The sequence below is a fragment of the Yoonia vestfoldensis genome (genome assembly GCF_002158905.1).
Taxonomy (GTDB): domain Bacteria; phylum Pseudomonadota; class Alphaproteobacteria; order Rhodobacterales; family Rhodobacteraceae; genus Yoonia; species Yoonia vestfoldensis_B.
In genome coordinates, this window is record NZ_CP021431.1 from 904,226 (window position 1) to 924,722 (window position 20,497).

The following is a 20,497-nucleotide window of genomic DNA, read 5'->3' on the forward strand; positions in this document are numbered from 1 at the left end:
GTCTAGGCCCCCAGCCGGTCGCGCAGCGCGTAATATGTCATTGCCAGCGTCAGCAGCGGCGCGCGCAATGCGCGCCCGCCCGGAAAGCTGGGCACGTTCAGCCCTGCCAGCGTGTCGAAACGGCCGGCCTGACCGGCCACAGCCTCGGCCATGATCTTGCCGGCAAGCCCTGACAGCGCGACGCCATGCCCCGAAAAGCCGGCACCTGACAGCACATTGGGCGCGACCCTTTGGATCGCGGGCAGGCGGGTCATGGTGATCCCCAGCGTGCCGCCCCAGACGTAATCGACCTTGACGCCCTGCAATTGCGGAAACAGATTGGTCATCCGCTGGATCAGCGCCGTGCTGATATTGGCCGGAAAGCCGATGGAATAGCTTTCGCGCCCGCCGAACAGGAACCGGTTATCTTCGGACATGCGATAGTAATTCACCACGAATTTGCTGTCCGCCACCGCGATATCGCGCGCCAGCACGTCGCGCGCGCGATCGCCCAAGGGTTCGGTGGCGCAGATGAAGGAATTGATCGGCATCACCTTGGCCGCCACGGCCCGGTTGATATTGGGCATATAGCCATTGCCCGCCATGATCACATGCCGCGCCCTGACCCGGCCCTGACCTGTCTGCACGATGGCGGGATCGCCATTGACGATGCCGGTGACCTCGCTGCGGTCATAGATCCGCGCGCCTGCCGCTTCGGCCAACCGCGCCAGCCCCAAAGCATAGCGCAACGGATGCAGATGGCCCGCGCCCATATCGAGCAAACCGCCTTTGTATAAAGGCGATTTCACCAGATCGCGCATCGCATCGGGGGCCAGCTTTTCGATCTGGTCATAGCCATAGCTTTGCGCCAGATAATCGGCGTCGGCCTCATATTCCCGCGCTTCAGAGACGGAATAATAGCCATGCGCCACACCGGGTTGATAGCATGCCTCGGGGATGTGATCGGCACAGATCTGGCGGATATCGGCCTTGGCCTCTTCGGCCAGCGCCCAAAGGGCTGCGGCATTGTCTGCCCCCAATTTGCGCGCAAGGCTTTGCTGGCTGGCGTTATAGCCGCTGCCGACCTGCCCGCCATTGCGCCCCGAGGCGCCGAACCCCGTGCGATGCGCATCCAGCACGACGACATCAAGCCCCTTTTGCGCCAGATGCCATGCCGCCGACAGGCCGGTATAGCCCGCACCAATCACGCAGACATCGGCCACCACCTCGCCGAAAAGCGCCGGGCGTTCGGGCGGCAGGTCGCTGCTGGCGACATACCAGCTTTGCGGCATCTGGCCGGGGCGGTCGTTGCGGTAAAGCGGGTTCATACGTTCAACAACAAATGTTCGCGTTCCCAGGGGCTGATCACTTGCAGGAATTCCTTGTATTCCAGACGTTTGACGATGGAATAGACCCGCGCGAAATCCTCGCCCAGCACGGCGCGCAGTTCCGTGGCCTCGTCAAAAAGGTCCAGCGCGTCGGACAAAGATCCCGCAATCTCGGATTCGGATTCGTAGGCTTCCCCGACCCAGCGCTTGTCGGGGCGGATTTCGTTCTTCAGCCCCAGATAGCCGCAGGCCAATGACGCCGCGATGCATAGATAGGGGTTGCAATCCATCCCCGGCAGGCGGTTTTCGATCCGGCGCGCACCGGGGTCGGAAATCGGGATGCGGATGCCCGTGGTGCGGTTATCGCGGCCCCATTCAAGGTTCACGGGGGCGGCGGAATCCGGCACATAGCGACGATAGCTGTTCACATAGGGCGCGATCACCGCGATGGCGCTGGGCATATGTTCCTGCAAGCCGCCGATAAAATGGAAAAACGCATCGGTTTCCCCGCCCCCCGGCCCGGTAAAGATATTGCGGCCTTTCGCATCAATAACCGAATGATGCACATGCATGGCCGATCCCGGTTCGCCCTCGATCGGTTTGGCCATGAAAGTGGCGAAACAATCGTGTTTCAGCGCGGCCTCGCGGATCAGGCGTTTGAAATAGAACACCTCGTCGGCAAGCTTGATCGGGTCCCCGTGGCGCAGGTTGATTTCCAGCTGGCCAGCGCCGCCTTCCTGCGCGATGCCGTCGATCTCGAAGCCCTGGATTTCGGCATATTCATAGATATCGTCGATGACGGGGCCGTAATCATCCACCGCCGTCATCGAGTAGGCCTGCCGTCCGGCGGCAGGGCGGCCGGTGCGGCCCATCATCGGTTCAATCGCCTTGGCGGGGTCGATATTGCGGCCCACCAGATAGAATTCCATTTCCGGCGCGACAACGGGGGTCCAGCCTTCGGCCTTGTAAAGATCGACCACGCGGCGCAGCACGTTGCGCGGCGAAAAGGCGACAGGCTTGCCTTTCTGGTCATAGGCATCGTGGATCACCTGCAACGTGCCATCGGCGGCCCAAGGGGCGGCGGTTGCGGTGGACAGGTCAGGTTTCAGGATCATGTCGGGTTCAAGGAAACCGTCAGGCCCCGATGCTTCGCCCCAATCGCCGGTGATGGTCTGGAAAAAGATTGAATTGGGCAGGTGGAAATGGGTCTGCTTTTCCCATTTGCCCGCAGGCACGGCCTTGCCGCGTGCAATGCCGGGCAGGTCGGCGATAACGCATTCGACCTCGTCCAGGCGGTTGGCCTCCAGATAGGCTGTGGCGGCGGCGGGGATTTTATCTGTCCAGCTCATGCCAGTTCTCTTTCCTTGAAAAACCGCGCGATCTGCGCGGCGAGGCGGCCATTGTCGACGGGTTTGTCCAGATCGGCGCGGACCTGCGCCAGCTGCGCGTCTGGCACATTGCCGGGGCCGCGATAGGTGGCCAACCCGTCGATGACACGGGCGTCAAATTCGGGATGCGGCTGGACGGTAAATATCCGGTTGCCATAGACCAGCGCGGCATTGGCGCAAAAATCATTGCTGCCGACGATTGTGGCATCCTTTGGCCGGACCACGACCTGATCCTGATGCCAGGCGTTCAGCGCGTAATCATCGCCGTTGATCTGATAGCTTTGCCGCCCCACCGACCAACCGGCGTCAAATTTCATGACCCTGCCACCCAGCGCCTGCGCGATGATCTGGTGACCAAAGCAGACACCGACCAGCGGAATATCAGCGGCATAGATTTCGCGGATCATCGCCTCAAGCGGGGGAATGAACGGGTGATCCTCGTAAGCGCCATGTTTGGACCCGGTGATCAGCCAGCCGTTGCAATCGGTGATGGCCGCGGGAAAGTCCATGTCGACGACGTTGTAAACGGTGAAGTCAAACCCGTGACCGCCCAGCAGAGCTTGGAACAGATCGCTGAAATCGCCCGTGGTCGGGCGCAATTCGTCCGGCGCGTGCCCTGTTTGCAGGATACCGATTTTCATGTTTTCACCATGTGTTGGGTTTCAACGCCAGGTTATCCTGCCGTTGATAGCGCTGCAAGCGGCGAGGCTTAGACCGTATCGAGATACAGCTCTAGCTGCTGTTCTTCGCTGAGTTCCGCAAAATAATGCAGTTCTTGCCGCTTGGTCATGACAAAATTATCCACCAGCGTATTGTCGAAAATGCGCCGCACCAGCGGGCTGCTTTCGAAAGCATCGATCGCGGCGGCCCAGGTGTCGGGGATTTGCAGCATATCCTGTTCATAGGCATTGCCCGAAATCGGCGGGGGCGGGGTCAGGTCATCCTCGATCCCGATCAGGGCGGACCCCAGCACAGCGGCCAGGAACAGATAGGGGTTCACATCGCCGCCCGCGACACGGTGTTCGACGCGGCGCGCCTTGAAACTGCCACCCGGCACGCGCACCGATGCGGTGCGATTGTCATAGGCCCAGCAGACCCCCGTTGGCGCATGGCTTTCAGGCACCAGCCGTTCATAGGAATTGCCATGCGGCGCAAAGATCAGCGCCAGATCGGGGATGCCCTTGAGGCAGCCTGCAATGGCATTATGCAACAGCCGCGTGCCCTGGAACGTGTCATTGGCCATCAGGTTATTGCCATCGGCATCCATGACCGAAAAATGCGTATGCAGCCCAGAGCCTGCATATTCTTCGTAAGGTTTGGCCATGAAACTGGCGGCCATGCCGTGATTGCGCGCCAGCCCGCGCACCAGCATCTTGAAGAGCCAGGCATCATCCGCCGCCTTCAGCGCATCGGGCACATGTTCGAGGTTGATTTCGAACTGCCCCATCCCGACCTCGGATATCGCGGCCTCGGCAGGAATGTTCATCGCATCGCAGGCATCGTAAAGATCGTTGAAGAACACATCAAAGGCATCAAGTGCGCGCAAGGACAGGATTTCCGCCCCCGGACGGCGCTTGCCTGACCGTGGCGATCGTGGCTGGCGGATACCGTCGCCGCTGTCATCGACCAGATAGAATTCCATTTCCGTGGCCACCACCGGCGTTAGCCCGCGCGCCTTATAGCGGTCCAGCACGCGGGCCAGCGATTGCCGTGGATCACCGGCGAAAGGCGTGCCGTCTTCGTGGAACATCCACATCGGCAGCAGGGCAGAGGGGCTGTTCAACCAGGGCATCGGCACATAGCCACGCTCGGTCGGCATCAGCACGCCGTCGGGATCGCCCGCCTCGAAGACCAGCGGGCTGTCCTCGACATCCTCGCCCCAGATATCAAGATTGAGGATCGAGAAAGGAAAGCGCGTGCCTTCTTCTTCCAGCTTGGCGGCGAATTTGCGCGGCACCCGTTTGCCACGCGCTTGCCCGTTAAGGTCTGCCGCCCCGCACCGCACATTGCGGACCTCGGGACGGTCGTCAATCCAGCTCATCTGATTACCTGTGGTTTGAAACGCAGCTTTGCGCGCATGTTCTGGGGAAGGTGGCGGTTCAACCGGCCATTGACCAGCCCGAAAACGCCGATGATGACCAGCGTCAGCAGGATGAAATAGCCCGCCAGAATGGGATAGGGGATGAAGGGGTTGAAGGTCTTATCGGCAAAATAGCGTGCGTAATACAAAGCATCGCCTTTTTGCTGGATCGCGGGAAAGCCCGAAAAGAACACCAGCGTGGTGGCGTGGAACAGGAAAATAGCCTCGTTCGTATAGGCGGGCCAGCCAAGGCGCAGCATGGTGGGCCATGTGATCCGCCGGAACCGCGCCCAGCCCGACAGGCCATAAGCATCGGCGGCATCCATGTCGCCCTTGGGGATGGATTGCAGCGCGCCGTGGAAAATCTCGCCCGAATAGGCGGCGGTGTTCAAGAACAACACCACCAGCGCGCCCGCCCAGGCGGATGTGAACGGATCAAAGAAGGGCGAGACATTCTTGAGGCTGAGAAACAGGAAATAGGCAAAGAAGAACTGGATGAACAAGGGCGATCCACGGAACACGAAGATGAACCAGGCCGATGCCTTGCGCAGCAGCCTGTTCTGCGATGCCTTGCCCAGCGCCACGGCCGTGGCCAGAAAGAACCCTGTGCATAAGGCCACCAGACCGAAATAGATGTTCCAGATCATGCCTGACCCGATCAGCGTGAATTGCTGGCACAATGTGAAATCGCGCTGCGGCAGCAACCGTTCGCCGATGCCTTGGCTGCGCAGCCCGTAATCGAGGATCGTTTCCCAACAGCTCATGCGGCGGCCTTGCGCTGGGCTTCGCCGGCGGCGGTGGCCTGTCCGAATGTCAGCCGTGCCATGATCCGGTCCAGCACGATCTCGGATACTTTGGTAAAGCACAGATAGAAGATCAGCAGCGCCAGGAAATACCATTGCCGCCAATCGGGATGTGGGTAATCGGTGAAACGGGGCTGTGCGGCGCCGCCCAATTCGCGCGCCCAATAGACGATGTCTTCGATGCCCAGCAGGAACAGCAGCGGCGTTGCCTTGATCAGCACCATCCACAGGTTCGACAGGCCCGGTAGCGCATAGACCCACATCTGCGGCACCAGCACCCGCCAGAAGGTCTGGCGCTGGCTCATCCCATAGGCTTCGGCGGTTTCCAGCTGGCCGCGCGGCACGGCGCGCATCGCCCCGTAAAGGACATTGGCCGCAAAAGCCCCAAAGACGATGGCAAAGGTGAAGGCCGCAACCAAGAAGGCATAGGTGTCATGCACCCATTGCGCGGCATTGCCCAAGGGCAGTTTGGCGGCCTGACAGACCACGAAATCATTGCCCTGCCAGACGGGTTGGTCCCATGCGGGGCATTTGATCTGGTGGCGCAGATATTCCAGCGCCTGATCCAGCGCGATCACGAAGAACAGGAAAAACGCGATATCCGGCACGCCGCGCACGATGGCGATATAGGTCTTGCCGACCCAGCGCAGCGGGGCCAGCGCACTGCGCGCAGCGGCGGCACCGGCAAATCCAAAGGCCAGCGCGGCAGGTGCTGTCAGCGCCAGCAACAAAAGCACCGTCCCGACAGCATAATAGATCTGCATATGCTTGCCAGTCGTGAGGTAACAGGCAAACCATGACAGGGTTTCAAGTGTCGCGGGATCTGTGCAAAAGCTGAAAATGTTGCAACCTGAATGTCAGGAAAATGGAAAGGTCAGAAGAGGCCCCGGCACAATGGCCGGGGCGCGTGTCGCTTAGAACGTGGCCGAACCGGGCAGCCATTTGGTGATCAGCGCATTCAGGCTGCCATCATCTTTCATCGACTGGATCGCGGCGCTGAACGTGTCGCGCAGCTCGGTATCCGACTGGCGCACGCCCAGACCGATGCCACCGCCGATCAGCACATCTTCGCCGACAAAGGACAGATCGCCGCCTTCGGAATCGATGGGCTCAAGAAAGGCCTTGTCGGCCAGAACCGCATCCGCCTCGCCGTTGCGCACGGCCGAGATGGTTTCATCCGGTGTCGCGAATTCCAGCAATGTCGCACCTGCCATGCCGGTCACATAGCTGGCCTGGATCGTGCCGGATTGCGCCGCGATCACGGCGTTTTCAAGATCGACCTCGCCGAGTGCCAGAAACGCCGAAGGGTCGGGCTGGGTATAGGGGTCGGAAAAGTCGATGACTTGCTTGCGCTCATCGGTGATCGACATGCCGGCGATGATCGCATCGTAATTGCCCGACACGAGGTTCGGAATGATGCTGTCCCAATCATTGGTGACCCAAGTGCAGGTCAGTTCGGCGCGCGCGCAAAGCTCGTCGCCCAATTCACGCTCGAATCCGTCGACCTCACCGGCATCATTGATGAAGTTATACGGAGGATAGGCGCCCTCGGTGCCAAGGCGCACCACGTCTTGGGCCATCGCGGCACTGCCCAGAAGGGCGGCAGCAACACTGGTCACGATCAGTTTGTTCATCATACTTCTCCCGTTGATGATTAAGCGACTGTTGCGGATAGAAATCCGCGCAGTCTTTCCGTTGTCGGATTTCCAAAAAGCGCGTCGGGCGCGCCTTGTTCCTCGATGCGGCCTTGATGCAGAAAGACCACATGGTCGCTGACATCAGCCGCAAGGCGCATGTCATGGGTGACGATGATCATGGTGCGCCCTTCGGCGGCCAGATCCTTGATCACGCGCACGACCTCTTGTTCCAGTTCGGGGTCAAGCGCGCTGGTGGGTTCGTCGAACAACAGCGCCTTGGGTTCCATGCAAAGCGCACGCGCAATCGCCGCGCGCTGTTGCTGGCCACCGGACAATTGCGCCGGATAGGCATCGCATTTATCCCCGATCCCCACCTTGTCCAGATAGGCGCGCGCCGATGCCTCGACCTCGGCCTTGGGGCGTTTGAGAACGGTGACCGGCGCTTCCATCACGTTTTGCAGAATCGTCATATGCGCCCAAAGATTGAATTGCTGGAACACCATCGACAGGTTGGTGCGGATGCGGATCATCTGCGCATGGTCACCCGGACGGCGGTTCAGACCGCTGCCTTTCCAAGTCACGGCCTCGCCGCAGAACAGCACATCGCCTTGCTGGCTGTCTTCCAACAGGTTGGCGCAGCGCAATAAGGTCGATTTGCCAGAGCCGGACGACCCGATCAGCGACACGACATGACCGGCAGGGGCGGTGATATCGACGCCCTTGAGCACTTCGAGCGACCCATAGGATTTATGCAGGTCGCGAATCTCGATCACGGGGGCGGTGTTGGACACGTTGCGGCTTCTTTTCTTGTTCCGCCGCCGATTAGGCCCGCTTTTTGCGCCCTTTGCAACGGTTTGGTGAAGGTTGACGAAACGTCAGGCCAAAACCGCCTCTGGTTCGGGCGGCAAGGGGAGATCATAGGCAGCGGGCGAAAGCGGGATGATCCCGCGCAGGCCAAGCATCTGGCGGTGCGTTTCCGGCAAACTGCCAACCGCCGCTGTGATCGCGGCCAGATAGGGTGCGGGATCCTGCCCTTTGCGCGTGATCAGCGTCATGCAAGGGCTGGCGGGCGTGGTGCCGATGACCTTGACCTGTCCGGTCAGCGGATCATCCTGACGTGCCATCCACCATGTCTGCGCGTCGATGGTTGCGAAATCGGCCGCCCCGGTCGCCACGGCCTTGATGCTGGCGGCATGGCTGCCGGTGACCAGCGGGGCGGCAAAACGGCGCCCCTGATCCGCCGCCCATTGCTGCGCCGCGCCATAGCCCGATTGCGACAAAAGCGCATTCGCCGCCATGCGCCTGCCGCGTAGCTGGATGCGGTCGCTGATCGCACTGTCGCGATGCACGATGAAAACCGCATTATAATAGCCCGCCGCGCAGCCGGGCAGCGCGTAATCCATCGCCGCAATCGGTGTCACCCGGTCGCGGAATAGTGCGCGGTAGGGCAGGTTGCAGATCTGGCCCAGCACCAAATCGGGATGCGCCCAGCTGGCCTCGTGATCGATATCCTCGTCCAGATCATCGGGGGCGGGCAGGTCGCGGGCGCGCAGCCCATCGCGGATCCCGTGCCATAACGCATGATGCGCCGCGCGGTTGGCCGGGCGCAGATACATCGGCAGGCTGGCGATCATGACGCGGTGACGCGCAACCGGGCCGCATTGCTGTCTTGATCGGTGATCCCCAGCAAAGAGGCGGTCATCCGCATCATGCTGTCCTCATGCTGGTCGCGCTGACCGTCGGCCATGACGACAGCCCATAATGCCTCGATCACCGACAGGCGCTGTTCATAGGCGACCGCATCCTTGATCGCGCGGGTAAAGCGCACGGTATCGGGGGCCTCGGCCTCTAGCGCTTCGCAATCGGCGCGCAGGCTTGCGGCTTCGGTCTGGGAAAGCTGATAGCGTGCCATCAGGGTCCGGTCGATCTGGGCCTTTTCGGCAGGGTCATAATGGCCATCGGTGCGCGCGATCCGCACCAGAAGCGCGCCAAGCGCCAGGCGGGCATCAGGGTCGGACAAGGGCTGCGGGGCGGGGGCGGACATGCGCCGGATCAGGTCTGCGAACATGGCTCTGACATAAGCGGTTTTGGCGCAGGAACAAACATCAATTCTGCAAAAGGTGTTGGCGGAATATCGCTGACAGGCGCGCGCCTTCTTGCTCTAGCCCGTAAGGCGGGTTCACCACGAAAAGACCGGACCCCACCATCCGATGCCCGTCGCGCGCGGGCGCAAAGGCCACTTCATGGCGCAATCCTTCGGGGAATGTGTCCTGCAAGGTGCGCAGCATCGGGCGGTGCGGGCCATCGGTCAGGATCGGATACCATAACACCAGAACACCCACCCCCCATTTGCGATGCACCTTGGCCAGCAAGGGCGGGATCGTGTCGTAATCGGCCTTGACCTCGAAACTGGGGTCGACCAGCATCAGCCCCCGGCGCGGATCGGGTGGGCAGAGCGACAGCGCCATCTCGAACCCGTCGCGCTGGCGCAAGACCCCGCCATAGGGGGCCATATTGCTGGCCAGCGCAGCATATTCCTGCGGGTGCAATTCGGCCAGATGGATATTATCGACAGCGCGCAGCATATGGGCGGCCACCAGCGGCGAGCCGGGATAGGCATCGCGGCCATATTTCGCGCGGATCGCTGCCAGAACCGTGGCGTAAGGATGATCCGGCGCGAACCAGTCGGCGGCGATGGCGATGCCCTTGGCGGCCTCGCCGGTCTTGCGGGCGGCGGCATCGGTCAGATCATAAAGCCCGCGCCCGGCATGGGTTTCCAGATAGGACAGGGGTTTGTCTTTCTGGGTCAGATAGGCCAGCATCCAGGCCAAGAGGGCGTGTTTGTGGACATCCGCAAGATTGCCGGCATGATAGCCGTGTTGGTAGGACAGCATGATCTGAGACCTTTGGTGTGGCAAATGCCTGCCTAACCCTGTGGGGCCGTGGTGCCAAGTCACTTGCCTCGACGCGCGGGACGCGATTTGGTGGCCCCAGACGGATGAAAGGAAAGTTATGCGTGGTTTGATGATTCTGGCACTGGGTTTCCCGGTCACGGGGCTGGCGCAGGCCAATGATGATGCCGGCGTCTTTCTGGGCTTGGGCGCAAAATCTGCGCCGGCCTATTTCGGGGCGGATAGCGCCGAGACCGGCGTGACCGGACGTCTGCGTTTTGGCGAAACCTCGGTGGGCGATATCGCGCTGGGCGAGAGCGGGCTTTATGCGCTGGGCGTCGGCGGGTCGGTGCGGTTCATCTCGGAACGCAGTGCGGATGATCATGCCGCGCTGGCGGGGCTGGCCGATATTGACGCGACGCTGGAACTGGGGGGCAAGGTCACGTTCATCGCGCCCCAATATGACGTTTTCGCGGCTCTTCGCTATGGGTTTGGCGGGCATGAGGCCTTTGTGGCCGAGATGGGCGGTGATTTTGTCTATCGCCCCGGTGACGTCTGGTCGCTGCGCGGCGGCCCGCGCCTGTTATGGGGCAGTGACGATTATGCGCAGACCTATTTCGGTGTCACCGCAGCCGAGGCAACGGCCAGCGCCTTTGACGCCTATGATGCGGGCGCGGGGGTGATCAGCGCCGGGATCGCGGCAGAGCTGACCTATCAGGTCACGGCCGATTGGGGTGTTCTTGGCATCCTGCGCTATGACCAGCTGCAAGGTGACGCCGCCGATAGCCCCATCGTGCAAAGCAAGGATCAGACCAGCGTCAGCCTGATGGTCACCCGGCGGATCAGCCTCGGGTTCTGAGGGGGGATAAAATATTTTGTCAAAATATTTTATCCCGGGCCGAAATATTTTGACAAAATATTTCAGCGTGCCCCGCCGGTCGTTTTACACCAGGCGCGACATCTCGACCGCGGCGCGCACGAAATCGGCAAAGAGCGGGTGTGGCGCAAAGGGTTTTGACTTCAGCTCGGGGTGGAACTGCACGCCGATGAACCAGGGGTGATCCTGCCATTCCACGATTTCGGGCAATTTGCCGTCCGGCGACATGCCCGAAAACATCAGACCCACGCTTTCCAGCCTCTCGCGGTATTTGGTGTCTACTTCATAGCGGTGGCGGTGGCGTTCCTCGATCGTGGTGCTGGCATAGACCTCTGCGACCTTTGATCCGGGCTTGAGGCTGGCGGTATAGGCCCCCAGCCGCATCGTGCCGCCCTTGTCGTCATCGGCTTTGCGCGCGACGGTATGATTGCCCTGCACCCATTCTTTCAGGTGATAGACCACGGGTTCGAACCTTTTGCCGCCGGCCTCATGGTCGAATTCCTCGGACCCGGCCTTGGCCAGCCCCGCGACATTGCGCGCGGCCTCGATCACGGCCATTTGCATCCCCAGGCAGATGCCCAGATAGGGGATATTCTTTTCGCGAGCGAATTGCGCCGCCTTGATCTTGCCCTCGGTGCCGCGTTCGCCAAAGCCGCCGGGGACCAGAATGGCATGATAGCCTTCCAGATAGGGGGCGGCATCGGCACGGTCGAACAGTTCGGCATCGACCCATTCGATTTTGACCTTGACGCGGTTGGCCATGCCGCCATGGGTCAACGCCTCGGCGATGGATTTATAGGCATCCTCGAGCTGGGTATATTTGCCGACAATGGCGATTTTGACATGGCCTTCGGGGTTGTGGATGCGGTCGTAAACATCATGCCACATCGCAAGATTGGGCGCAGGCGCGGGCGAGATGTCGAAAGCATCCAGCACCGCCTGATCCAGACCCTGTTCGTGATAGGCCAGCGGCGCCTCGTAGATGGATTTCAGATCATAGGCCGCGACCACCGCTTCCTTGCGCACATTGCAGAACAGCGCGATCTTTTCGCGTTCTTTTTCGGGGATCGGATGTTCGGACCGGCAGACAAGGATATCGGGTGCGATCCCGATGGATTGCAATTCCTTGACGCTGTGCTGGGTCGGTTTGGTTTTCAATTCACCGCTGGCGGCCAGATAGGGCAGCAGGGTCAGATGCATGAAGATGCATTGGCCGCGTTTCTTGTCATGCGCGAATTGGCGGATCGCCTCGAAGAAGGGCAGGCCTTCGATATCGCCGACGGTGCCGCCGATTTCACAGAGCATGAAATCGACCTCGTCTTCGCCGATCTTGAGGAATTCCTTGATCTCGTTGGTGACATGGGGGACGACCTGAATGGTCTTGCCCAGATAATCGCCGCGCCGTTCTTTTTCCAAGACCGTCGAATAGATCCGCCCGGAACTGACCGAATCCGTCTGCCGCGCCGGCACGCCGGTAAAGCGTTCGTAATGCCCAAGGTCCAGATCGGTTTCCGCGCCGTCATCGGTGACGAAAACCTCGCCATGTTCAAAGGGCGACATCGTGCCGGGATCGACATTCAGGTAAGGGTCAAGCTTGCGCAGCCGGACCGAAAAGCCGCGCGCCTGCAACAAAGCCCCGAGTGCTGCCGAAGCCAGCCCCTTGCCCAGGGAAGACACAACGCCGCCGGTGATGAAAATGTAACGTGCCATAGGCGGCTGCCCCCGTGAAAAGTCCAGAAGTAAGTGGGAAAGCGACCGGTTAAAATCGCATCATCACGGGATTTGACCCATAGTGGATTCGGCGCGGCTGCGCAACCTCGTGACGCAAGATCATGTTGCCGACCGTTGCAGGTCGGCCATGGCTTGTGGTCAGTCGCCTGCTGGCAACAACGGCTCTTCGGCGGGCGAGGGTGGCAACAGGCTGTCGCCCAGCACTGGCGCGGGCGCGTCGTTCTGGTCCAGAGTGATGCCGCCAACGCGGTCGGCCACCGATGATCCAGCGGTATTGCCCGCCGCGATCAGCGTCAGCGTGATCGAGGTTGCGATGAAAGCCACAGCCAGCATCCATGTAAATTTGCTGATCGCCGAGGCAGGAGGCCGGCTGTTCGCCGTGCCGCCACCGCCGCCCATACCCAAACCGCCACCTTCGGACCGCTGCAACAAAACGGTCCCGATCAGGCTGAGCGCCAGGATCAGGTGGATGATAAGGACGACGTTTTCCATTTCTTGCCTTTCAGGGCTTGCGCACTGGCGCGTATCTAAAAGCAGACAGCGGCACCCGCAACCCCTGTTGTCTTTTCAGGCGCGGATGGGGCGGGCGCGGATGGGGGCGCTGGCCCCGCGCGGCGGCGCAACTTTCCGGTTTCGCGCCTGCGCGCGCATCGCTATAGGGGGCATCGGGTCAGGAAAGGACAGTTTTATGGCAAATGTGGTGGTCGTCGGTGCCCAATGGGGCGATGAAGGCAAAGGCAAGATCGTGGACTGGCTGTCCGAGCGGGCCGATGTCATTGCGCGCTTTCAGGGCGGGCATAATGCGGGCCATACGCTTGTCATTGACGGCAAGGTGTACAAGCTGTCGCTGCTGCCCTCGGGGATCGTGCGTGGCGGCAAGCTGAGCGTGATCGGCAATGGCGTGGTGCTGGACCCTTGGCATCTGATCAAGGAAATCGGCATTCTGCGCGACCAGGGTGTGACGATCACGCCGGACACGTTGATGGTGGCGGAAAATACCCCGCTGATCCTGCCGTTCCACGGCGAATTGGACCGCGCCCGTGAAGCCGCTGTCGGCATGGCCAAGATCGGCACCACCGGCCGTGGCATCGGCCCCTGCTATGAGGACAAGGTCGGCCGCCGCGTGATCCGTGTGGCCGATCTGGCCGATGATGCCACGCTGGAATTGCGGCTTGACCGCGCGCTGGCGCATCATGATGCATTGCGCCGCGGTCTGGGGCTGGACCCGATCGACCGCGCGGCAATCCTGGCCGATCTGCGGGCCATCGCGCCGCAGGTTCTGCCCTATGCGGCACCTGTGTGGAAAGTGCTGAACGAACAGCGCAAAGCGGGCAAGCGTATCTTGTTCGAAGGGGCGCAGGGCGCGCTGCTGGACATCGACTTTGGCACCTATCCCTATGTCACATCCTCTAATGTGATCGCAGGGCAGGCGGCGACGGGTGTCGGCATGGGGCCGGGCGCGATCGATTTCGTGCTGGGTATCGTCAAAGCCTATACCACCCGCGTCGGCGAAGGGCCGTTCCCGACCGAATTGCACGATGCCGATGGCGAACGGCTTGGCCAGCGCGGCCATGAATTCGGCACTGTGACAGGGCGCAAACGCCGCTGCGGCTGGTTTGATGCCTGCCTGCTGCGCCAGACCTGTGCCACATCGGGGATCAACGGGATCGCGCTGACCAAATTGGATGTTCTGGACGGGTTCGAGGTGCTGAAAATCTGCGTCGGCTATGAACTGGACGGCGAAAGGCTGGATTACCTGCCCACCGCCGCCGATCAACAGGCGCGCTGCACCCCGATCTACGAGGAAATCGAAGGCTGGTCACAATCGACCATGGGCGCGCGGTCCTGGGCCGATCTGCCCGCGCAGGCGATCAAATACGTCCGTCGCATCGAAGAGTTGATCGATTGCCCGGTCGCGCTAGTTTCCACCTCGCCAGAGCGCGAGGATACGATCCTCGTGACCGACCCTTTCGCTGATTGAGGACAATGACCTACAAGAACCGCAAACGCCTGTCCTTATTCGTGCTGGTGATCGGCCTGCCGGCCTATATCGTGCTGGCCGTCACCATCATGTCCGAGGCAACCCGCTTTCCCAAGATGATCGAATTCCTGATCTATGTGATCTTGGGGATCGCATGGGTCTTTCCGCTGAAATGGGTGTTCAAGGGGATCGGGCAGCCCGACCCCGATGCGCCTGACGGAAAATGATGTGGGGCGGGGCTGTCCCCGCCTGTCATATCATCAGCGCGGCGCTGTCATGCATCCGCGCGAAACCGGGTGCTGCTGGCCACTGCAAAACGGCCGTTGTCCAGCTTGATGATCCGGTTCTTGCGCAGCAAGCGGCCAAAACAGCGCAGCCCGTCCTCGCGTGAAATCTCGGATTGGGTCAGGCTCTGGACCAGTTTCATCACCTGCGGCCGCGAGAAATCTGCCTGCGCCATCACAAAGCTGATATAGGCCGCTGCCGCCTCGATCTGGTCTTCCAGGCCGGTTGCGGCATATTCATCCGCGAATTGCGCAAAGCGCATCACGGGCTGCGCCGCATCCCTCGCCTTGGCTGCGATCTGGCGCAGACGCTGAGAGGCCGGATCGGGCAATATCTCGGGGCTGATATCGGCGCGCTGGGAGGCAACAAGGCGCAGCGGCGGCGGGTTGCGCGGCGGGGCGGCGGGATCATTGCGCTGTGCGCCAGCGGAATCATTGGCGCGGGCAACCGGACCGGTCGGGGCGGTCCCGTCCTGATTGGCATCCTGATCGGCGTCCTGTTCGGGGTCTTGCGGGTCTGCGGCGGCGGCGAATTCCCCCAGATCATGGCGGTAAGCCTCGCTTGGGCGGTGCTGGGGGCTGCCGTCATCGCCCAGCTGGCGCGCGGCCTCTGTCGCGGCCACGGCGGCCTTGAGCTGTGCGAAGGCGTCTTGCTGGCGGCGGTGTTCGGGCTGGTTCAGCGCGGCATCTGTATGTGACAGGATCCGGCTGATCGCATCATCGGCATTATGCGACAAGGCATAGCGCTTGTTGCGATCCTCGATGACGCGCCCGATCTCGGCCACCTCGGCATGCAAATCCAGCCCGTCATCCGCCACAAGATTGGCCAGATGCAGGCTTTTGTCCTTTGTCTCTGGCGCTTGCGGCTGGGGCGCGTCTGGCGGTGCTGCGGCGCTGTCCTGCGCCTCGTCAGGGGCGGGCTGCGCGCGGGCAAGATCAGCCTGCAAGGCGGCGCGTTCGGCATTGCGCCGTGCCAAAGCGGCCAGACGCAGGGCCAGCGGGTTCTGCCCGGCCTGCGCGGCGGCGGAATCTGTCAGGTCTTCGGTATCGGGGACTATGGTCTCGGGGGCATGACCGCGACCGACGACATTGCGGACCCGGTCGAGCCTGGCCGCCACGCTCTCGTCATAAAAGGCGTCCTCCATGGCATCCGACGCCAGATCTGGCGCGGCAGCGGATTGCGGCGTTTCGCGCAGGCGCAGCCGCAGCTTGCCGCCCGCCACGGTCGTTTGCACATCGCCATCCGCCGCGGCCTGGGTCAACCGCGCCAATTCCGCCAGATCCGGTGCGGGCTGGGCTGCGTTCAGAAACTGCGCATGGCCCGCCAGATCGTGGAAATAGCCGACGACCAGCTTCATCATCGCCAGGCTGTCGTCGAAACCTTCAAGACGGCAAGAAAACGTGCCAAAGGTCACATCAAGGATCTGTGTCTTGTCGGTCATGGCTGCTGTCTTTCGTCGTTGATCTGCCACAAGCCGACGGAATCGGGCAGAAGGGTTGCCAGCCGCAGATTGCTCGGCCATTCAGGATGATAATGTGACCCTTTTGGGGAATGTTTGTGAATTGGGCTGAATGTGATGTTACATCCAAATATTGTTTCCAGCGCCAGCGCGATCTGTCTTGTCGGCGGCGCGGCGCTGCGTAGGACTGCCTTTGCAACGGTTGCGCCTTATGTGGGCGGATTTGTCGGGGTCGATAGCGGGGCAGATCACCTGCTGGCAGGTGGCATTACCCCGCTGGCGGTGATCGGCGATCTGGACAGTGTCTCACCGCAGGCCCGTGCGGCCTTTGCCGATCGTCTCTGGCAGATCCCCGAACAGGAAACCACGGATTTCGAAAAGGCGCTGACAAGGGTGACGGCCCCCTTTGTGATCGCGCTGGGCTTTACCGGCGGGCGGATGGATCATGCGCTCTCGGTGCTCAATGTGATGGCGCGCAGGCCCGACAGGGGGGTCTTTTTGGTGGATGGCGATGATGTGTCCTATCTGGCGCCGCAGGGCGATAGCGTCGTGGATTTGCCCGCAGGCACGCGGGTCTCGCTGATGCCGCTGGGCGATGTGCGGGCCTCTGTCGCGGGGGTGGCCTGGCCGTTCACCGATTGGGCGCTGCATCCTGTCGGGCGCAACAGCGCCTCGAATATGGCGACCGGCGGGCCGGTGCGGGTCAGCGCCCAAGGCCCGCTTTTGGTGACACTGCCACAGAGCTGTCTGGCGGCGGCTTTGACAGGCGGCCTTCGCGCAGGATGATGTAAAGCCCGGCCGCTATGGTGACACAGATACCAAGCGCGGCCAGCCCGTTGGGCAGATCCGAAAAGATCAGCCAGCCAAAGGCAGTGCCCACCGGAATTTCCAGATATTGCATCGGTGCAAGGGTCGAGGCGGGGGCAAAGCGCAGGCTCCATGTCATGGCCAAATGCGCCAATGTGCCGATCACGCCCAAAGCTGCCAGCAGACCCCAGCCGCTGGGCGCCAGCGCGATCGCGCCGCGCGCATCCGGCAGCAGCAACACGACAGGCGCCAACAAAAGCACTGCCTGCAGCCCGCTGATCGCCTGCAAACGGATCGGGTCCAGCAGGCGCGCCAGACGGCGGGTGACCATCATGAACAGCGCGAAAACCAGCGCGACACCCAGCGGCAAAAGCGCGGGCGCGCCGACATCAACAAAATTCGGCTGGATCACCAGTAACGTGCCGGCAAACCCCAGCGCACAGGCGGCCAGGCGCTGGCGGCCGACCTCTTCACCCATGAAAAAGTGACCAAGGATCAGCATGATAAACGGCATGACAAAGGCGATGGCCAGTGCATCGGCCAAAGGCAGATAGCGCAGCGCGGAAAACATCAGCCCGATACCAAGGATATGCAAGATACTGCGCAGCAGCGTCAGCCCCAGCAAACCGGGCGGCAAACGCAGGCTTTGGCCGCCCGCCCAGACCAGCGGGACCAGGATCAGCGCCTGCACCGCAAAGCGCGCAAAAACCAGCAAACCCAGCGCGACAACCCCGCCCAGCAGTTTCGCGATACTGTCGCCCAAAGGGGCCAGCACACAAAAGGCCAGCATCAAAAGCACGCCCAGAAAAGGCCGGTCATCTGTCATGCGATCAGGCTAGCGCGCGCCTTCTGGCAAGACAACGCATCATCTTCCGAGCCTAAATATCCCCGCGCGGCGCGCTCCCCGATTGCCTAGCAATTGGGGACATTCACGGCCAGCCCACCCAGCGCGGTTTCCTTGTATTTCTCGGACATGTCGGCGCCTGTCTGGCGCATCGTCTCGATCGCGACATCAAGTGCGACCAGATGCTGGCCATCGCCGCGCAGCGCCAGTGACGCCGCCGAGACCGCCTTGATCGCGCCCAGCCCGTTGCGTTCGATGCAGGGCACCTGCACCAGCCCTTTGACCGGATCGCAGGTCATGCCAAGGTGATGCTCCAGCGCGATCTCGGCGGCATTTTCCACCTGTTCGGGGCTGCCGCCCAGCACGGCCGCCAGCCCTGCGGCGGCCATGGCGGCGGCGCTGCCCACCTCGGCCTGACAGCCGCATTCCGCCCCCGAGATCGAGGCATTGGTCTTGATCAACCCGCCCACCGCCGCTGCCGTCAGCAGGAAATCCCCCACGCGCGACGGGGTGGCACCGGGGACATGGTCCAGCCAATAGCGGATCGTGGCCGGCACCACACCGGCAGCGCCATTGGTGGGGGCGGTGACGACCTGCCCGCCGGCGGCGTTTTCCTCGTTCACGGCCATCGCATAGGTGGACATGTAATCGTTGATCGTATGGGGGGCCGTCATGTTCAGCCCGCGTTCGGCCATCAAGGCGGTGTAAATCCCCTTGGCCCGCCTGCGCACGAACAAGCCGCCCGGCAAGATCCCGTCAGTCGCGAGGCCCCGGTCGATACAGGCTGTCATCACCTCCCAGATCCGCGCAAGGCCACGGTCCAGATCGGCGGCGGATATGCGCGTCAATTCATTGGCGCGTTTCATCGCGGCGATGCTTAGCCCGCTTGCCTGCGCCATCTGCAACATCTCGGCGGCGGTGCGGAACGGATAGGGGATTGCGGGGCCGGTTGCGGCATCGCGCCCTGCGGCCAGTTCATCCGCCGTCAACACAAAGCCGCCGCCGATGGAATAATAGGTCACTTGGGTGATCACATCGCCTTGCGCATCGGTGCCCGACAGGATCAGCCCATTGGCATGGCCGGGCAGGGCGGGGCCGTAATCGAAAAGGATATCACCGGCCGGATCAAAGCGCAGCAGGCCCAGACCTGCGGGGGCGACAGTGCGATCGGCCTTGATGCGGGCCAGTTCGGCCTCGGCGCGGGCCGCATCGTAATCATCCGCGCGCATCCCCGCCAGCCCCAGGATCACCGCGCGGTCGGTGGCATGGCCGACACCGGTAAAGGCCAGCGAGCCATGCAAAGAGGCCCGCAGCCCGGCAACGCCGAAAGGCAGGCCGCGCAGATGGTCCAGAAACCGGGCGGCGGCGACCATCGGGCCGATTGTATGCGACGATGACGGGCCGATGCCGATCTTGAACATATCGAAGACGGACAGGAACATGGATGCGTCCTTGCTGATGCCTGCTCTTGCTAGCGGCTTTGTCGGGCGGGCCATCCACCAAAAGCGACAGCCGCCCTGCGGGTTGCGGCAGCGGGGCATTTGGGTCTCGCACCTGATGGGCAAACTGCTTATAAGCAGCGCAACAAAATCGGAGACCCGTGCATGACCATCGAATTGTCCCCCATGGATACGGCCAAATTCGTCGCGGCCAAACAGGCGACGGCCTATGTGGAATCGGGCATGAAGATCGGTCTGGGGACCGGGTCCACCGCCGCTTGGTTGGTGCAATGCCTGGGCGAATTGGTCCGCGATCACGGGTTGCAGATCAAGGGCGTGCCGACCTCGAACCGCACCGCCGCCTTGGCCCGCGAAGAGGGGATCGAGATCATCACCCTTGATGAGGCGAAATGGCTGGATCTGACCATTGACGGGACCGATGAATATGATGCCGATCTGAACCTGATCAAAGGCGGCGGCGGCGCGCATCTGCGCGAAAAGATCGTGGCAAGCGCCAGCGACCGGATGATCGTGATCGCCGATGCCTCTAAGAAAGTGGCGACGCTGGGGGCCTTTCCTCTGCCGGTCGAGGTGCTGCCTTTCGGGATGCAGACCACCCGCGCGCTGATCGCGGATACGCTGATCGGGGCCGATGTGCTGGGGCACGATGTGATCCAGCGGATGCAGGGCGATGCGCCCTATGTCACGGACGAAGGCAATTTCATCTTTGATCTGCATCTCAAAAGGATCGGCAATCCGCGCCAGCTGGCGATGGTGCTGAACCAGATCCCCGGTGTCGTGGAAAACGGGTTGTTCATCGACATTTGTGATGTTGTGATCGTGGGCCATGGTAATGGCAGGGTCGATGTGCGCGACATCACCAATGACAGCAATGACGTGGTGCAATTCGATCTGCAGGACGATGCCAACCTGTTCGCAGAGCTGGCGAAATGATCGCCTGAACCGAC

General features: G+C 61.9%; 21 protein-coding genes. 5 read left to right on the forward strand and 16 right to left on the reverse strand.

The genetic code is table 11. From position 1 onward, the window contains the following. Positions 1-2: 2 nt before the first annotated feature. The 11 genes from LOKVESSMR4R_RS04450 to LOKVESSMR4R_RS04500 all read right to left on the reverse strand — a co-directional run bounded on the left by LOKVESSMR4R_RS04450 (position 3) and on the right by LOKVESSMR4R_RS04500 (position 10,109). Positions 3-1,307: an NAD(P)/FAD-dependent oxidoreductase gene (locus LOKVESSMR4R_RS04450; RefSeq protein ID WP_087206485.1), complete on the reverse strand. Its 1,305-nt coding sequence runs from the start codon at positions 1,305-1,307 to the stop codon at positions 3-5. After that, a complete protein-coding gene (locus LOKVESSMR4R_RS04455; protein ID WP_087206486.1) occupies positions 1,304-2,656 on the reverse strand; it encodes a glutamine synthetase family protein in 1,353 nt (450 codons plus the stop codon). The genes LOKVESSMR4R_RS04450 and LOKVESSMR4R_RS04455 overlap by 4 nt, the downstream gene beginning before the upstream one ends. Continuing rightward, positions 2,653-3,336, reverse strand: a complete 684-nt coding sequence (locus LOKVESSMR4R_RS04460) for a type 1 glutamine amidotransferase (protein WP_087206487.1) — start codon at positions 3,334-3,336, stop codon at positions 2,653-2,655. Before LOKVESSMR4R_RS04460 ends, LOKVESSMR4R_RS04455 begins: the two co-directional genes overlap by 4 nt. 68 nt (positions 3,337-3,404) lie before the next feature. Next, on the reverse strand, positions 3,405-4,736 hold the full coding sequence (locus tag LOKVESSMR4R_RS04465) for a glutamine synthetase family protein (protein WP_087206488.1): 1,332 nt from the start codon (positions 4,734-4,736) through the stop codon (positions 3,405-3,407). Beyond that, the gene (locus LOKVESSMR4R_RS04470) at positions 4,733-5,539 is read right to left on the reverse strand and encodes an ABC transporter permease (RefSeq protein WP_087206489.1); all 807 of its coding nucleotides are present in this window, start codon (positions 5,537-5,539) and stop codon (positions 4,733-4,735) included. Before LOKVESSMR4R_RS04470 ends, LOKVESSMR4R_RS04465 begins: the two co-directional genes overlap by 4 nt. Continuing rightward, complete coding sequence (locus tag LOKVESSMR4R_RS04475; protein WP_087206490.1) at positions 5,536-6,420, reverse strand: ABC transporter permease; 885 nt, start codon at positions 6,418-6,420, stop codon at positions 5,536-5,538. Before LOKVESSMR4R_RS04475 ends, LOKVESSMR4R_RS04470 begins: the two co-directional genes overlap by 4 nt. A gap of 72 nt (positions 6,421-6,492) precedes the next feature. Continuing rightward, a complete protein-coding gene (locus LOKVESSMR4R_RS04480; RefSeq protein WP_087206491.1) occupies positions 6,493-7,215 on the reverse strand; it encodes a transporter substrate-binding domain-containing protein in 723 nt (240 codons plus the stop codon). Between the two features lie 17 nt (positions 7,216-7,232). Beyond that, positions 7,233-8,006, reverse strand: coding sequence for an ABC transporter ATP-binding protein (locus LOKVESSMR4R_RS04485; RefSeq protein ID WP_087206492.1), 774 nt, complete (start codon positions 8,004-8,006; stop codon positions 7,233-7,235). 84 nt (positions 8,007-8,090) lie between these two features. Further along, complete coding sequence (locus LOKVESSMR4R_RS04490; protein WP_087206493.1) at positions 8,091-8,849, reverse strand: phosphate/phosphite/phosphonate ABC transporter substrate-binding protein; 759 nt, start codon at positions 8,847-8,849, stop codon at positions 8,091-8,093. Beyond that, the gene (locus LOKVESSMR4R_RS04495) at positions 8,846-9,283 is read right to left on the reverse strand and encodes a TerB family tellurite resistance protein (protein ID WP_087206494.1); all 438 of its coding nucleotides are present in this window, start codon (positions 9,281-9,283) and stop codon (positions 8,846-8,848) included. Before LOKVESSMR4R_RS04495 ends, LOKVESSMR4R_RS04490 begins: the two co-directional genes overlap by 4 nt. A 37-nt stretch (positions 9,284-9,320) precedes the next feature. Further along, complete coding sequence (locus tag LOKVESSMR4R_RS04500; protein ID WP_087206495.1) at positions 9,321-10,109, reverse strand: 23S rRNA (adenine(2030)-N(6))-methyltransferase RlmJ; 789 nt, start codon at positions 10,107-10,109, stop codon at positions 9,321-9,323. Between the two features lie 118 nt (positions 10,110-10,227). Here LOKVESSMR4R_RS04500 and LOKVESSMR4R_RS04505 point away from each other — a divergent pair, with 118 nt between their 5' ends. Further along, on the forward strand, positions 10,228-10,965 hold the full coding sequence (locus tag LOKVESSMR4R_RS04505) for a MipA/OmpV family protein (RefSeq protein WP_087206496.1): 738 nt from the start codon (positions 10,228-10,230) through the stop codon (positions 10,963-10,965). 84 nt (positions 10,966-11,049) lie between these two features. Here the strand turns inward: LOKVESSMR4R_RS04505 and LOKVESSMR4R_RS04510 are convergent, their stop codons facing one another. Both LOKVESSMR4R_RS04510 and secG read right to left on the reverse strand, forming a co-directional pair. Next, the gene (locus LOKVESSMR4R_RS04510) at positions 11,050-12,693 is read right to left on the reverse strand and encodes a CTP synthase (protein WP_087206497.1); all 1,644 of its coding nucleotides are present in this window, start codon (positions 12,691-12,693) and stop codon (positions 11,050-11,052) included. A gap of 159 nt (positions 12,694-12,852) precedes the next feature. Continuing rightward, the gene (gene secG / locus LOKVESSMR4R_RS04515; protein WP_087206498.1) at positions 12,853-13,206 is read right to left on the reverse strand and encodes a preprotein translocase subunit SecG; all 354 of its coding nucleotides are present in this window, start codon (positions 13,204-13,206) and stop codon (positions 12,853-12,855) included. 196 nt (positions 13,207-13,402) lie between these two features. Between secG and LOKVESSMR4R_RS04520 the strand changes: the two genes are divergently transcribed. After that, positions 13,403-14,695 (forward strand): adenylosuccinate synthase, encoded by a 1,293-nt coding sequence (locus LOKVESSMR4R_RS04520; RefSeq protein WP_087212597.1) that lies wholly within the window; start codon positions 13,403-13,405, stop codon positions 14,693-14,695. A 5-nt stretch (positions 14,696-14,700) separates the two neighbouring features. Beyond that, positions 14,701-14,922: a DUF2842 domain-containing protein gene (locus LOKVESSMR4R_RS04525; protein WP_087206499.1), complete on the forward strand. Its 222-nt coding sequence runs from the start codon at positions 14,701-14,703 to the stop codon at positions 14,920-14,922. A 47-nt stretch (positions 14,923-14,969) separates the two neighbouring features. Here LOKVESSMR4R_RS04525 and LOKVESSMR4R_RS04530 read toward each other — a convergent pair whose 3' ends face one another. After that, positions 14,970-16,421: a hypothetical protein gene (locus LOKVESSMR4R_RS04530; RefSeq protein WP_087206500.1), complete on the reverse strand. Its 1,452-nt coding sequence runs from the start codon at positions 16,419-16,421 to the stop codon at positions 14,970-14,972. A 135-nt stretch (positions 16,422-16,556) separates the two neighbouring features. Here LOKVESSMR4R_RS04530 and LOKVESSMR4R_RS04535 point away from each other — a divergent pair, with 135 nt between their 5' ends. Further along, complete coding sequence (locus LOKVESSMR4R_RS04535; protein ID WP_087206501.1) at positions 16,557-17,225, forward strand: thiamine diphosphokinase; 669 nt, start codon at positions 16,557-16,559, stop codon at positions 17,223-17,225. Here LOKVESSMR4R_RS04535 and LOKVESSMR4R_RS04540 read toward each other — a convergent pair. After that, entirely contained in the window at positions 17,143-18,072 is a 930-nt protein-coding gene (locus tag LOKVESSMR4R_RS04540; RefSeq protein ID WP_087206502.1) for a DMT family transporter, read from the reverse strand. The genes LOKVESSMR4R_RS04535 and LOKVESSMR4R_RS04540 overlap by 83 nt on opposite strands. Positions 18,073-18,158: 86 nt before the next feature. Continuing rightward, on the reverse strand, positions 18,159-19,532 hold the full coding sequence (locus LOKVESSMR4R_RS04545) for an L-serine ammonia-lyase (RefSeq protein ID WP_087206503.1): 1,374 nt from the start codon (positions 19,530-19,532) through the stop codon (positions 18,159-18,161). A 162-nt stretch (positions 19,533-19,694) separates the two neighbouring features. Between LOKVESSMR4R_RS04545 and rpiA the strand changes: the two genes are divergently transcribed. Next, on the forward strand, positions 19,695-20,483 hold the full coding sequence (rpiA, locus tag LOKVESSMR4R_RS04550; protein ID WP_087206504.1) for a ribose-5-phosphate isomerase RpiA: 789 nt from the start codon (positions 19,695-19,697) through the stop codon (positions 20,481-20,483). Positions 20,484-20,497: the final 14 nt, after the last annotated feature.